This is a genomic window from Nostoc sp. EspVER01, assembly GCF_034530635.1.
Taxonomy (GTDB): Bacteria; Cyanobacteriota; Cyanobacteriia; order Cyanobacteriales; family Nostocaceae; genus Nostoc.
In genome coordinates, this window is the sequence record NZ_JAVRCS010000001.1 from 146,051 (window position 1) to 161,046 (window position 14,996).

A 14,996-nucleotide genomic window follows, 5' to 3' on the forward strand; every position below is an offset into this window, starting at 1 on the left:
ACAAGTCAGTGCATCGCTGGGTAATGAATGCGCAATTTGAATATTTCACTAATTACATTCTGAATTCTGAATTCTTTCTTCTTTATAAACTCCAAAATGTTGTTAATTAGTCTATTTTTAGCTACGCTTTTTTTAGCATATTCAAATGGAGCAAATGATAATTTTAAAGGTGTAGCGACGCTGTTTGGTAGCCGAACTAGCAGTTATCAAACAGCAATTTTGTGGGCAACTTTTACAACTTTTGCTGGTGCAATAACTGCGACTTTTTTAGCAGGAGTATTAATTAAAAACTTCTCTGGAAAAGGACTATTACCTGATGCGATCGCTAATTCTCCAGAGTTTCATCTCGCAGTCGCGATCGCTACTGGATTGACTGTACTCATTGCTACCCTTATGGGGTTTCCTATTTCCACAACTCACAGTTTAACAGGTGCGCTGGTTGGCGCTGGATTAGTTGCAATCGGATTACAAGTTAATTTTGCAGCTTTAGGAACTTCCTTTGTTTTGCCTTTATTACTCAGTCCAATTATTGCTATTCCCTTGGGAGCAGGAATTTACAGCTTATCTGGCTATATTAATTCAAAATGGCATCTACCAGTCAACCAAAAAATGATTGATGGGTGTCATTTTTTCAGTACTGCAATTGTCAGTTTTGCTAGAGGCTTAAATGATACTCCTAAGATTGTTTCACTCATCCTCATTATTGAGTATTTCTCGATTCAGGGAGGAATGATCACAATAGCGATCGCAATGGCACTTGGCGGTTTACTCAACTCCCAAAAAGTTGCAATAACCATGAGTGAAAAGATTACCTCAATGAATCATACTCAAGGCTTATCAGCAAATATAGTCACTGGGATTCTGGTGATTGCAGCTACTCGGTTTGGGCTTCCAGTTTCTACCACTTACGTTTCAGTTGGTTCGATTTTTGGTGTAGGATTAATTAGCAAAAAATCTAAATCTAATACGCGTGTTTTTTATCAGATTCTACTATCGTGGATTTTAACTTTACCAACTGCTGCAATTATTAGTGCAATAACCTACAGATTATTGCAAGGTTAGAAAAGTTGAATATTGTTGTGCAATTTTTTAGGAGTAGTAACTAATGCAAACTCAAGCAAAAATTCTACGAGATACAGCAGTCACAGCCTTTAAAAATAAACTCAGTTCACCTTTGACAAAAAAAGGAATCACTGTTTTACAAATTAATCTAGGTAAGCGTTGTAATCTGGCCTGTACACACTGTCATGTCGAAGCCGGCCCAAAACGTACAGAAGAACTTTCTCCTGAAATTTGCGAACAATTGATTTCACTAATCCATAAATTTCCTGAAATTAAAGTTGTGGATTTGACTGGTGGCGCGCCTGAAATGAATTATGGATTTAAGCCACTGGTAGAAGCAGCAAAAGCAACTGGTAAACAAGTGATTGTCCGCTCTAATTTGGCCATTTATTTTGAAGATGGATTTGGTGATTTACCAGAATACTTTGCTAAACACCAAGTAAGAGTTGTGGCTTCTCTACCCTGTTACCTAGCAGATAATGTTGATAAAATGCGCGGTACTGGTGTTTTTGATAGTTCAGTCAAAGCTTTGCAGTGGCTTAACGAACTCGGCTATGGTAAAGACCAAAACTTAATTTTAGACTTGGTTTTTAATCCTCAGTTGCCCACCGATGAAAAATTTTCTTTAGCTCCCGAACAGAGTAACCTAGAACGAGATTACAAAATGTTCTTGCAAGAACATTTTAATATTGTGTTTAACAACCTCTTCACCTTTACCAACCTACCAGTTGGTAGAACCAAAATGTATTTAGAGCGGAAAAAACTATACGCTAGCTATTTGCAGTTTTTAGAGTCGCATTTTAATACCAGCACAGTTGAACATTTAATGTGTCGCGATGAACTTTCAATTGACTATCTGGGCAATGTATATGATTGTGACTTTAACCAAATGATGAATTTGCCTGCAAAAACTCGCAATGGTGAAACTTTGACAGTTGGCAAATTGTTAGAAGCTGGCAATTTAGACCTGATTAGTGATGTACAAACTGCTGCTTATTGCTATGGTTGTACTGCTGGGTGTGGTTCTAGTTGTGGTGGCGCTTTGCTCTAATGTCTTTTATCGATGAAATTAATCCTGTCAATGCTTTGATTGTGGGAGCCAGCCAAGGTATTGGTTTGGGTTGTGTGAAAAAATTGCTACAAGATCGCAGAATAGCTAAAATTTATGCAACTTCTCGTCAACCGAAATCAGCCTTAGAGTTAATAGCTCTTGCAGACGAATGTCCTGAGCGATTAATTTGTTTGGAGATGGATATTACTGACGAGTTACAGATTATTGAAGCTGTTCAAAAAATACATACTCAAGTTGACAAACTGCATTTGGTAGTCAACTGTGTAGGACTGTTACATGAAGATACTTTGCAACCTGAAAAAAGCTTAAGACAGATCAATTCAGAAAATTTGCTGCGCTACTTTCAGATAAATAGTATTGGTGCTGTCTTACTGGCTAAACATTTATTGCCTCTGTTTCGTCATGGCGATCGCAGCGTCTTCGCCACTATTTCTGCTAAATTGGGCAGTATTGGCGATAACCAACTTGGTGGATGGTATGGCTATCGGGCTTCTAAAGCAGCACTCAATATGTTGATGCGAACTGCGGCAATTGAGTATAAAAGAAGTTGTCCGAAAGCATTAATAGTAACATTACATCCTGGTACAACTGATACCAGCCTTTCTCGTCCTTTCCAAAGAAATGTCCCTGCGGAAAAATTATTTTCAGTGGAACGTACTGTTACCCAATTATTGGCTGTTATCGAACAGCTTCAAGAAGGCGATAGTGGACATTTTTTCTCATGGGATGGTAGCAGATTGCCTTGGTAACTTTTTAAAATTTAGGTTCTAAGAACTAGGAAACTCTAACTCAGCGCTTTCCCGTGCTAACTGCACTACCTCAGATGGTAGGTGTCGCTCCAACCAGTCTTCCAAATCAGCTAGTACCTCGCGGTAATTTATGTCACTCTGAAGTTCGTGATAGGCTCCTGGATACTCGATTCTCAGCTTATCTGTGCAGTTTAGCCTTTGGTAAAAAATATCGCTTCCCCCTGGCAAAGCTACTCGGTCTGCGCCACCGTGGAGAATCAATAATGGTAATTGCCAATCACCTGCATGAGCATTAATCCAATCAACTGTTGCAAAGAATTCTGTAGCCAGACGGGCAGCAGCACGGGTATGTTGCATTGTATCCTGAGCAATGGCAGCTAAAACCTGGGGTTCTCGTGAACCAGCACTGATGTCAATGCCTGTATTCAGGGTGAAACGCGGCCACACTCGTGAGAGCATTTTTCCTAAAAGCACCCGAATCGGTGAAACCCCTACTTTACCCAAAGTTGGCGCAAGAGCGATCGCACCCTGCAATAATGATGCTTGTTGGGGATATCGGAGAATGTAATCTAAGACAATCACCGCGCCTAAACTGTGACCCAAGAGAAAAACTGGACATCCAGGATTCTGAGTCTGAATTAACTGTAAAAAAGCTCCCAAGTCTTCACGAAACTCACTCCAAGCGTTGATATAGCCTTGCTGACCCGGTGAGCGTCCATGACCACGCAAGTCTAAGGCGTAGACAGCATATTGCTTGGGTATCAACTGCTCAATTATATTACTGTAGCGATCGCTGTGTGCTCCGAGTCCATGCACAATGGCTAATATTACCCGGACTTTACCCTCTGGATGCCAGCTTTGATAATACAGTTCAAGTCCTCCAACACCTGGGAATCTACCTTGTTTATGAGAGAGTATGCGATCGCTATGGTCAATCATAGGGTTAATTTTTTATGTAATTTAAATAATTTCTATACTATTTTTGAGGATAGTGTGATTTGAAACAAAAAATGAGATTTTAACTCATGATATGCTTCAGAAATGAGTATCCAGTTTATAGGTTCTTGTCAGATTTTGGTGATGATGAAAGGTTACGCACTTTAAGGCAGAGGGCAGTCCCAACCAAGATCACCAAAAGTTGCCAAGAACCCATATTTTGAATTTAGGACTTACGCAAAAATTGTTCAAAAGCTTAATTTATCGAACCGCCAAGACGCCTTCGCGTTGGCGAAGCCTCTCGTAGAGAAGAGCGCTGAGAATTCGTATAGTGTGCGTAAGTCCTAATGTTTAATTATGCCTACCTACTTATCATCTTGAAATTGGCGATTTTCCAAGGTTGTATCATCAAGATTTGTTGCTGAGATGAAAATTCAGTACTGTCAGAGCGCTCTAATAAATCTACTGGATTTCCGAGATTCAATCCTAAATCACTTTGCAAAGATAACTCGGCTGTTTCTCCGTGAGATTCATAACATCGCAGAATTAACTGCTGTTGATCGTCTTCAGATGGCTTTAAGGCCATCAAGATTAAATTTTCAGCTGATAAATCTAGGAAACTTACTCCTTCAATAGTGTCGGTAGTGGTAGCGGAGGGTTGAGCCAGTGGCCAATTGAATATCACTTGCAACGGTATATTCAATTCATAACCACGCCGTACTGTATGGGCTGATTGCCAACTACCTGCATGAGGATACAAGGTATATTTGAACTCATGAAAACCTCGGTCAGCCTCTGAGTCTGGCCAATTAGAACTGCGTAGCAGTGTTAGGCGGAGTTGATTTGGTTTGCTGTCATAACCGTATTTACAATCATTGAGCAAACTGACACCATAACGATTTGGGATTGTGGTATTTGTCTGTGTGTTTTCTGCTGTTAAATCAGCCCAACGCAAAGCAGGAACTTCCCATTTTGCTTTCTCTGCGGGGGTTTGCGGTTTAGTTGGGCGGCGAATCGCGCCACAGGGAATTTCATAAGTAGCAAAGTCGGCTTCAATATTTAGAGGAAAAGCAGCTTTCACTAATACATGATTTTCTTGCCAATTGACAGTTGTAGCGATGTTCAGCAGAGGTAAACCAGCTTGCAGAATATAGTCTTGGCAAAATTCCGATTCGCCCAACTGACGCACCACGCGTACACGACTTTGCACTGGGCCTTGTTCTAACCACTGAATAGATTGAAGATTTGTTGAGGGTAAGGGATGTTGAGCATAATTGGGGTCTATATTCCAAGCATCCCAATATTGCCCACTGTCTTTAAAAGCTTGTAGTTGATTCCCCGCGCCACTTAAAACTTCTCTCTGATAAGTTTTGTCAAAAACACTTGATAAATCTCCGGTATCAGGATCTATAACAACTCGCAAGAATTCATTTTCTAAAATCCAGTCTGGGAGGAGTGGGGGAAATGAGGGAGAGACGCGATTAATCTCGTCTGTAGTGGGGAGTGAAGGGGAAAGCCAAAATATGCGGTAGCCTACGGGTGGAATTTTGGTGGCGAGAAATAGTAGGGTTGAGGATTCAGATAATTGGGATACAAGCTGGTTTCCAGAAGCATCGTAAATCTGCCATCCTTGAGTAGTTGTTGGAGTAGTTGTTGGTGGTGTAGGTAAGGCTACAGAGATTACTTCAGAACGTTGCCAATTGAGAGAATTGAAAACAAAAATAGGTAGACTATCGGGTTTTGGTGGTTCTGATAGGGTAATGTGAGATGCGATCGCTAAAAGTGATTCCTGTAATATTTTCGTTCCTACTTGTTCCACTTGCTGCCATTGAGGCAACGCATCTGTGTAAACTTGGGTAATTGAAGAACCAGGTAAAATATCGTGAAACTGTTGAAATAAAACTAATTTCCAAGCTGCTTCGATTTCTGCTTTAGGATATGTCAAACCACAGCTTACGGTTGCCAAAGTAGCAAATAGTTCAGCTTGATATAATAAATTTTCACAACGACGATTCCAACGTTTTTGATCTGCGTGGGTAGTGTAGCAACCGCGATGAAATTCTAAGTATAGTTCGTCATTCCAAGTAGGGAATGAGGAGGATGGGGAGGCAGGGGAAGAATCATAATTATTAACAGACGCGATGAATCGCGTCTCTACAACTTGCTGTAAATACTTTTCAGCCGTCGTGAATTCTAAGTCTGGGAAGAAAGGCGACTTTTGCCAGCGTTGGGCGGTTTCTAACATATCACGGGTGGGGCCGCCGCCGTGGTCGCCGACACCGGGAAGCCAGAGGGATTCTGATAAACCAGTTTGAGTTTGCCACTCAAGAGCATAAGTTGCCATTTTAACTGGGTCTATAGCTTCACCGATGGGTGCAGACATCAAACTAAAGACTTCGCTACCGTCAGGCGATCGCCACCAAAAAGCCCCATAATCAAATTTAGTAGTATCATTCCACCGCAACTTCTGCGTCACAAAATACTCAATTCCAGCATTAGCGAAAAACTGCGGTAAAGTGGCACAAAAACCAAAAGAATCTGGAACCCATTCTACAGTTGAGAACTTGCCAAATTTCTCTTGGATGTAGCGCTGACCATACAGTAGCTGACGGACTATTGATTCACCAGCAATTATGTTGAGTTCTGGTTCCACCCACATTCCGCCGACAACTTCCCAACGTCCGGCGGCTACCTGTGCTTGAATTGTCCTGAATAAATCCGGGCGATGTTCTTCAATCCAAGCATAAAGTGCGGGACTTGAATGACAGAAAATTAACTCAGGAAAATCTGCTTGCAACTTCAAAACCGACTCAAAAGTATTTTGCGCCGCATTCCAAGTTTCACTTACAGGCCATAACCATGCTAAATCTAAGTGAGCATGACCCAACAGGAAAATTTTAGATTTTTGATCCCCCCAACCCCCCTTCAAAAGGGGGGCTAAGATGTCGGATTGAATTAGGTTTTGGCGTAGAGACAAAAACGACTTTACCAACCCTCCATTGTCTTCCTCCGTGTCCTCTGCGCCTCTGCGGTTCGTAACCTCCCCCACCATCGCCGCCAAAACATCCAACCTCTCCGGCGCAAATTTTTCCAAATAAAGTTGCACCACAGCTAACTCATCAGCCACAAAACCCGGATCGGGATTATTATCAACATAAGACTCATAAACTAGGAGCGATCGCACTAAAGCACCATCACAATGTCCCGGACTCACTAACCGCAAAGCCACAGTGAACTCTTCGCCTGGCGTCACCCCCTGACACAGAAGCACTCTCGGCGAACAATCAAATAAATCACCCTCCAGCACTAACTCGCCATTTACATAAATCTCAGCAGAATCCGCCCACCAAAGCAGCGCCAGCCGCAAAGACAACCCCGCCAAGGGATAACCGTGTAAATCTTGGGGAACCACCAATCTTTGCACTAGCCATAGCACTTTTTTCCCGCCCGTCCAAGCAATATGTTCTTTAGCATTCAACTGGGCAAGTTGCCAATGAGACAAATCAGCAGCTACAACATCAGTAATAACTAGGTCAGATTCCTGATACAGCCATGTAGACTGGATATTAACTTGACAAAAAGAGCGCAGTTGCTCAATTGCTTGTGAGATAAATTTGGTCTGGGATTGAGAGACAGTCGGGGTCATATATTCGCTAAGATGGGGTGTTGGTCGTTTTTATTGTTTGGCGCGAGTCTCACAACTTAACAAGACTTGAACTAAAAAATTACTACTATGTCTTCTGGTTCCTCTGGTCGTTATCAAAGCAGACTATTTAACTTTGTCCACCAGCAATCTCGGCGGGTGACACAACAGTGGGAACATACCTTTCGGCATTTGCAAGTCGCCACTAAGTGGGGTGTCGAGGTACTACTTTACCCAGTGTATCTACTGTTTCAGTCATCTGAATCATCTGGGAAAACGCTACATACTAAAGAACCACAAACTAGATTAAAGTTACAACCAAATGATACCGATTTCCAGCCTGAAACTCTACCCAATGCTGATAGTCCGATTCAAAATGTACTAGAGGCAGTCAAGTATCTGTCATCAGATGAACCCGCTTCCACTTCTACGAAAGCATCTAAACATTTCAATCCCTTGGCTTTATTGGGAGTTTTTCGGCTGAAATTGCTTGAAAAGAACTCTAATATTACTCAATCATCAAATATTACGGCTAATCAAGTTATCAGTCTCAACCCTTCACAATTAGACAATGCCCTTCAACAGCGTTTTCCAATAGTGCGAGGAATTGCCACAAATTTGATGAATCGAAATTTAGTACTTGTTACTGCCGACAATGAAATTCTAGATATTTTAACACCTGAACAACAGGCAAAATTAGAAGACCGAATTATTAACGAAGTTGCTAATTACTGGCAGTATTGGCGTTTGATTGTAGCTAAAAAAGAAACGCAGCTACTACCACAAATTGACCGCTTATTAGCAAAACTCACTGAGGTAAATCCAGCTAAAATTCCAGTTTTAGCGGAGGGTATACCAAAAGATTTACTTAATACAGATAGATTATTAGCATTTCTAGATATAGCCATTGCTAAGTTGGAATCGAATGCTTTACTCCCAGTGCAAGAACGTAGCCAGGAAGTTATCCAAGTTGCCCAAACTCAGTTAAACATATTTCTTTATGGCAAAGAGCAATTAGCTGCCAAAGGAGAAATTGCGCCTAATGCTGATGGTTTAGAAACTCATTCACAGGATTTTCAGGCTTTGATTGAGGCGGCGCTTAATTACTTTTTTGGTGTTGGTAATAGAAAAACACTTGAGACAACAACCAGTAATGTGAGATTGCCAGGTAAACTATTTCCATCACGCCTTAGAAAAGCTTTGTCCAAAAGCTCTCTGATAGAGAATCAGGATTTAACAAACGATCCTTGGCTAACGTGGAATGATTTATTTGGTGACAGCGAAACCGTTGCTGAAAAGCCAGTTACACTTTCTGGGGGGATAAATCCTGCTTTAGCCCCAAGTTTATCAATAGGGCATTTTCCACAAAAGAATTTGAGTGTAAAACAACCTAAAGTCGGATCTGGTTTGGTACAAAGAAAACAACCAAGTCGTAATCTTACCTCAAGTCGAAAAACATCTGGAAAAGTCGCCTCTGTAAAACAAACTCAAACCCGCATTTCCCAAACTAAAAGTGAGAGTCGTAAAGGGGAAATTTTGCAACATCAGTTTCACCAAAGCAGTCAAGTTGAGGCGCAGCCAGACTGGATAGAAACCACAGCAACTTCAGCTGGCTATGAAAAGCACCCCTTAGAGCAACTTCTGGAATGGCTTGATTATGTTATGGTCTGGCTAGAAGAGAGATTTGTAAGAATTTTTCAGTCATTGCGGCAGCTATGGCAGGGGAAATAATACTAATTCGTAATTCGTAATACTTCTCTACGAGAGGCTGCACTTCGACTACGCTCTGTTACCACGCCAACGGCTACGCGGTAGTTGAGCGCAGTCGAAACTCAGTACAAGTTCGTAATTCGTAATGACGCTCTCTACGAGACGCTAAAAGCGTAGCTTGCTTCTCTGTAAGAGTACGAATACTCGCTACCGCTACGCTAACGTAATTTGTAATTAACACTCATCAGATTTCATCGGGGCTGACAATTTTTGAATTTAAGGATAATTTTGATTATCTATAATGTTATTGGTAGTTGCCTAAGTGAAAATTATTGTTTACTGTAAATACTTCAATTTCAAAAATCCATTAGATAAACCGAAAATTGAGACGTTTGTGGTAAATCTGCCTCAAATTCCGAAGATAGGTGAAACAATTGTAGTCGAAAGAATTTCACCCCAAAAGCAATTTGTGATTATCTTTGAATACATTGTGACAGCAGTGCAATTTAATGCATCTAGGGAATCGGTTGATGCAGCAGATGCCCAGGTAAACGCATTTTTAAACCACTGTTGGGAGGGAACATCAAATTTCAAAGTTACAAACTTTTTAGAACAATAATCTCTTTCCTTGACTTATAGTTTCCAGTCGATTGAGAGTTTTTTCGAGAATTTGGCGAACAGCGCGTAGGCATAGCCCGCACTTCTCTACGAGACGCTGCGCGAACGGCTGCGCTCAGTGACCATCGTAGACATCGCCAGCCGCAGTTACACCCTCTTTTACCCGCTTGATTGCTGCGGGACTCAAGGGTACTAAAGTTTCTGATTGTGTTTTACTTTCCTGCTGATGGCTAGATTTCGAGTCGGTATGAACTTCGGAAGTTACCCCATCAGCTAGGTCTTGCTGAACAGATTCGCTAGAAGAACTTTTGATAACACCCTCTTTGAATTCATGAACCGATCATAATTCTTGAGGTCAATATTATTAAACAACCCACGGTTAGAAGTTGTCTGTTGAATCAGACTGGTTTGATATATTAAATCACCCACCGCACCATCTGCTACGTTTGAGTAAAAAATCTTATGAAGAACTAGGCTGTGAGATAAAATTTTACATGCCACCTGCAAATTCTGTTATGGCACGAACAATAAACAATTTTAGTTTATCTAAATTTGGAAAAAATCAAACAGTATCTAAGTTTAGATTACTCCAAGAAATAATAAAAAATCCTACTCTATCCCGGAAACTGACAGAAGAGGGGTAATGGTTAGTGATTAATAGAACAAGCACTAACCATTAGACATCTGGTGAAATTAAATATGTGTTATTCAAAACCCTTGTAGAAATTTAATAGTGCTGCATCTCTACATTCTTTTTCATCAGATTCCTATTAACAATTGGCTTATTTGTATCACCATTCCTCAATAGACATCTCTAGAAACTAATTATCTGCCTTATCCAAAATCCTTAGTATGCAAAATTTATGTAGCTGGAGGCTTCCCCTAGCACTTTCTGGAAGCAAGCTACACGCAGCCTTTCCATTAATAGAAGGGTATTATGACTACGTAGTTTTCACTCCTATCTCTAATAGCGTCGGCGGATAATCTGGCGTTGTCCATAAGGCTGCCGTCGTTCGATAATCTGGCGTTGTCCATAAGGCTGCCGTCGTTCGATAATCTGGTATCGTCCATAAGGCTGCCGTCGTTCGATAATCTGGTATCGTCTATAAGGCTGCCGTCGTTGGATTCTCTGGTATCGTCCGTAGGGCTGCCGTCGTCGGATTATCTGCCGTCGTCGGATTCTCTGGTATCGTCCTGACCGCCGTTGAGCAATCAAAAGCTCTCCGGTTTTATTTCCAACCAGGTTAGTATCTGGCGCAACGCTCTGTTCATTCAGAGTATTACTTAGAGAAATATCTTTCGCTTCAGCTAATGAGGGCGGAGACACAAAGGCAAATAGCAAAACTGCTATTGAGGATAGTTTCCTGAAACCTTCCATGTTTTTGCTTCTCTAGACTTTCGGTAATAACTTTATTAAAACACTTTAAAGTCTGAAAATTAGCGATCGCGCACTTTTCTAAACTTAATTTAGTATGAAATTTAAAATTGCAATTTCACCCTTTTGTATAATTGCAATTTTTAAAAGTTTGTGTATATAAATAGTTGGTATTTAACAGGATGTATTCTTTTTACTACATAGATAAAGTATACAGTTATTAATTAAATAAGCAATATTTTTTCTTGTGAGATGGGTTTAAAAGCCTTGCTGGGTAAGGGAAATATCTTCCCGGATTTGGATTTTTTAAAACCTTAGCTCGGACTTATATCCACCCCACAAGATGTATCAAAACTGTATCAAATACAAACGATAACTGCTAAATATTCTTAGCGGAAGCTGTAAATAATAATCTGTCACTGGGTTTCTAGCTCCAAGTAACTATCTTGTTAATTGCTGCGTTTTTTCTATCTTCTGCCTCCTTTAAGGGTATCTTCTGCTACCTCCACCCACTACACCAATTTTGTGGCGATAGGAGAGTTCAGCACCAAACCAACCAGAAGCACTGGTTAGCGTACCGACAACAAGCGAGATTAACAGTCCCCAAGGTAAGATTCGGGATTCAGCGTCACCCAAACGTAGGAGAAAGTTGACGAGTGATAAAACTAGTATAGAAACGTTAAGTATTAGATGTGTCCAACCGGCGGTGCGCTTGCGGACGCGTTCAATTTTCACAAAGTCGCTAAGACCGATCGCAGATGCAAGGATGCCTCCACCTAATCCAAGTCCGATTAACCATAGCGAAGCCCTAGCCCAAAAGAAATCGCCAGTTAACCAATAACCAATGTCACTTCCCAAAGCAGCAGCTAAAAATGCTATGGGAAAGATCACACTCAAGGGGTGTAGGGGATGTCCGGCGATCGCAACTGTACTGGGTACACCAGTATCACGATACTCACTATCGTTACTTTCAATAACTGGTGGAATATTTGGAAAAGGTGTTGAACCTGTTTGTGTTGTTTCTGTAGTTTCCATTATTAGTATCCTGAATTTATGAACTTTACATTTTTCGGCTGAAGAAATTTTTTTAACATTAGCTTCAGCTTGTAGGATAGTTTGCCTACTTCTAGTTTTAGTGGGTTGACTTGACTAATTTTCTGCTGGAATTTAGCGCTACTTTTCCATCACCTGATCATCGAAAATCTGTTTTTCTAATCCAGGATTGTCTGAACATTATGTAAGTTAACTTTTAGTCTTAGTTTGAAAAGCGCATCTTTGAGTAAATCTAATAAACTAACAGCAGACTTTTATCTATCTGGCGATGGAATATAGATTTAAATGTTATCTATCTAATTTCAAACTTCAATTTTCCCTTAGTACTCTTTTTATCCTTTATTACCTCTGCACTTGGAGCGATTTGTTATAAAATTGACACAAACCCAATATTTCGGTTAAGTTCTTCTGACTGCTGGAATTTTTTTATACAATGCTCTCAGAACGTTTTACGGCAGCCCTTACCTACGCCACCCAACTACACGCTAACCAAGTTCGTAAAGGTTCAGGCATCCCTTATGTTGCCCATTTATTAGGTGTCACCAGTATTGCTTTAGAATACGGGGCAAATGAGGATGAAGCGATCGCAGCTCTCTTACACGATGCGATCGAAGACCAAGGTGGCGCTGCAACACGAGAAGAAATTCGTCGTCGCTTTGGTGACAATGTAACGGCAATTGTAGATGGTTGTACTGACGCTGATACAACTCCAAAACCCCCTTGGCGACAGCGTAAGGAGGCATACATTGCTCATATTGCTACTGCTTCCCCATCAGTTCTGCTTGTGTCATCAGCGGATAAACTTTACAACGCCCAGTCTATTCTCAAAGATTATCGCATTTTGGGCGAATCACTTTGGGAACGTTTTCATGGGCGTAAAGAAGGTACTCTTTGGTATTATCGGGCGCTTTTAGAGGCTTTTAAAAAGATTGAAAGCACTGTAATCATTGAGGAATTAGAACGGGTAATTTTGCAAATTGAGGTGTTAGCATCTAAATAAAAATTTTATTGATCCAGAAGCAGATAAAAAATTTATCAAACCTAGACAAATAGATTTTTTATAAACACGATATAGTCATGTTTCTCAGGAATAAATTTTGGCTTTTAGGTTCTCTCTCTAGATAAAAAATCTTTCTCTCGATAGATAGGTGTACTGACATTATTATGGCTGCTATGTTACCAATATGACGATAGTAAGACAAAACACTCTAAATCCAACTGTAAATCCTTCAGTAAGTCCTCCAGAAAACTTGGCAGAAAAGTATATGGAAGCAGAGCGTATGCGTGATGTTCTGCTTTTACTGCAAAACTTGATTAACAGTGAAGAAGCCACTGTAAAATTAATTTTGGATTGTCTTTATGATGTTGGTTCAGTTAATTTGATTAATCAAAAGCTTCGCCTGAAACCCTTAAACAGGGTGATGAAATTAATTGCCCGAATGTCTAAACCAGTTTTTAGAACCTTAGCTTTAAATTGGTTTAAAAAGAACTGTCCCCAACTGATTACTAATTGGCTACACACGCAAGTCTCTTTTGAAAATCCCCAAAAGACACCCGAACAAGTAGCTATTGAAGTTGTACAACTGGAACCATATTCCATACCACAAAGAGAAAGTCTGAGCCAAGAGATTAAAAATCTGCGCTCTCAGGTAAGATGGCTAGCTGGAATTTCAATAATTGCGATCGCTGTTTTAGTAGTAAGGGCCACTTGGTAAACTGAAACTGATGAATGATGAATTATGAATGATGAATATTATGCCTCTACCCAAACCAATATTGGAGGACATAGAAATACACTTGCTCTTGGAAGGTGTGTATCAATACTACGGTTATGACTTTCGCAATTATGCTCTTTCCTCGCTCAAGCGCCGTATTCAGGGCTTTATGCAATTAGAAGGTGTAGCAAATGTTTCTGCATTGCAAGAGCGTTTACTCCACAACCGCGCCTATTTAGAAAGATTTTTGCTGGCTCTGACGGTGAATGTAACATCAATGTTTCGCGATCCCAGCTTTTATAACACCTTCAGAAATCAGGTTATTCCTTTCTTACAAACCTATCCATTTATTCGCATCTGGCACGCTGGATGTTCAACTGGTGAAGAAGTATATTCAATGGCAATTTTATTGCAAGAAGAAGGACTTTATCACCGTTGTCGCATATATGCCACTGATACGAACGAGAAGGTATTACAAAATGCCAAAAGTGGGATTTTCTCGCTAAAAATGATGCAGGAATATACTCACCTTTATCTGAAAGCAGGTGGCAAGAAATCTTTCTCAGAATATTATACAGCAGCTTATGACAATGCTATTTTCCGCTCATCTCTAAGAGAAAATATTGTTTTTGCCCAGCATAATTTAGCAACTGATAGTTCTTTTAATGAGTTTAATGTGATTCTTTGTCGTAATGTCCTCATATATTTTAATCAGGTACTTCAGAAGCGAGTACACGAACTTTTTTATAATAGCCTTTGCACCTTTGGCATTTTGGGTTTAGGAAAACAAGAATCTATCAGATTTACCTCTTACGAGCCGTACTATGAAGAGTTAATCAAGGGTGAGAAAATATATAGAAAAATAGCAGGTGCCTGAAGAGAATGCTTTGAATGGGTAATTAAATTATGAATTATGAATTATCCTAAAATAACTAATAGCCAATACCTCGAAAATTATGAAGAAAATTGCGCTCCTTGTCAAAAGACAGTCTGTCAAACATTTTTTATTGTGTTCAGAAGATAGATTTAGCGAGCGTTTAAGGTAAATTACACATTAAAGTAT

At 40.3% G+C, this 14,996-nt stretch carries 12 protein-coding genes; 8 read left to right on the top strand and 4 right to left on the bottom strand.

Translation table 11 applies throughout. The features are described 5' to 3' along the window. Positions 1-96: 96 nt before the first annotated feature. The 3 genes from RMX69_RS00595 to RMX69_RS00605 are packed head-to-tail and all read left to right on the top strand — an operon-like array spanning position 97 to position 2,883. Positions 97-1,062, top strand: a complete 966-nt coding sequence (locus RMX69_RS00595; protein WP_322636124.1) for an inorganic phosphate transporter — start codon at positions 97-99, stop codon at positions 1,060-1,062. 43 nt (positions 1,063-1,105) lie between these two features. Beyond that, on the top strand, positions 1,106-2,113 hold the full coding sequence (gene arsS, locus RMX69_RS00600; RefSeq protein WP_322636125.1) for an arsenosugar biosynthesis radical SAM (seleno)protein ArsS: 1,008 nt from the start codon (positions 1,106-1,108) through the stop codon (positions 2,111-2,113). Continuing rightward, on the top strand, positions 2,113-2,883 hold the full coding sequence (locus RMX69_RS00605) for an SDR family NAD(P)-dependent oxidoreductase (protein WP_289794761.1): 771 nt from the start codon (positions 2,113-2,115) through the stop codon (positions 2,881-2,883). Before arsS ends, RMX69_RS00605 begins: the two co-directional genes overlap by 1 nt. Positions 2,884-2,901: 18 nt before the next feature. Here the strand turns inward: RMX69_RS00605 and RMX69_RS00610 are convergent, their stop codons facing one another. Together RMX69_RS00610 and RMX69_RS00615 are read right to left on the bottom strand one after the other, a co-directional pair. Then, positions 2,902-3,822 carry an alpha/beta hydrolase gene (locus tag RMX69_RS00610; protein WP_289794760.1) on the bottom strand — a complete coding sequence of 307 codons (921 nt, stop codon included), beginning with the start codon at positions 3,820-3,822 and terminating at the stop codon, positions 2,902-2,904. 358 nt (positions 3,823-4,180) lie between these two features. Then, positions 4,181-7,465: an alpha-mannosidase gene (locus RMX69_RS00615; protein WP_322636126.1), complete on the bottom strand. Its 3,285-nt coding sequence runs from the start codon at positions 7,463-7,465 to the stop codon at positions 4,181-4,183. A gap of 87 nt (positions 7,466-7,552) precedes the next feature. Here RMX69_RS00615 and RMX69_RS00620 point away from each other — a divergent pair, with 87 nt between their 5' ends. Both RMX69_RS00620 and RMX69_RS00625 read left to right on the top strand, forming a co-directional pair. Next, positions 7,553-9,193: a hypothetical protein gene (locus RMX69_RS00620; RefSeq protein ID WP_322636127.1), complete on the top strand. Its 1,641-nt coding sequence runs from the start codon at positions 7,553-7,555 to the stop codon at positions 9,191-9,193. Positions 9,194-9,494: 301 nt separating this feature from the next. Next, the gene (locus RMX69_RS00625) at positions 9,495-9,791 is read left to right on the top strand and encodes a hypothetical protein (RefSeq protein WP_289794757.1); all 297 of its coding nucleotides are present in this window, start codon (positions 9,495-9,497) and stop codon (positions 9,789-9,791) included. 963 nt (positions 9,792-10,754) lie between these two features. Here RMX69_RS00625 and RMX69_RS00630 read toward each other — a convergent pair. After that, the gene (locus RMX69_RS00630; RefSeq protein WP_322636128.1) at positions 10,755-11,168 is read right to left on the bottom strand and encodes a hypothetical protein; all 414 of its coding nucleotides are present in this window, start codon (positions 11,166-11,168) and stop codon (positions 10,755-10,757) included. Positions 11,169-11,648: 480 nt separating this feature from the next. Then, on the bottom strand, positions 11,649-12,200 hold the full coding sequence (locus RMX69_RS00635) for a DUF2231 domain-containing protein (RefSeq protein ID WP_289794755.1): 552 nt from the start codon (positions 12,198-12,200) through the stop codon (positions 11,649-11,651). 451 nt (positions 12,201-12,651) lie between these two features. Between RMX69_RS00635 and RMX69_RS00640 the strand changes: the two genes are divergently transcribed. The 3 genes from RMX69_RS00640 (at position 12,652) to RMX69_RS00650 (ending at position 14,810) form a co-directional block, all read left to right on the top strand. Then, entirely contained in the window at positions 12,652-13,218 is a 567-nt protein-coding gene (locus RMX69_RS00640; RefSeq protein ID WP_289794754.1) for an HD domain-containing protein, read from the top strand. Positions 13,219-13,402: 184 nt separating this feature from the next. Further along, a complete protein-coding gene (locus RMX69_RS00645) occupies positions 13,403-13,933 on the top strand; it encodes a hypothetical protein (protein ID WP_289794753.1) in 531 nt (176 codons plus the stop codon). Between the two features lie 40 nt (positions 13,934-13,973). Further along, positions 13,974-14,810, top strand: a complete 837-nt coding sequence (locus RMX69_RS00650; protein WP_289799862.1) for a CheR family methyltransferase — start codon at positions 13,974-13,976, stop codon at positions 14,808-14,810. Positions 14,811-14,996 lie beyond the last annotated feature (186 nt).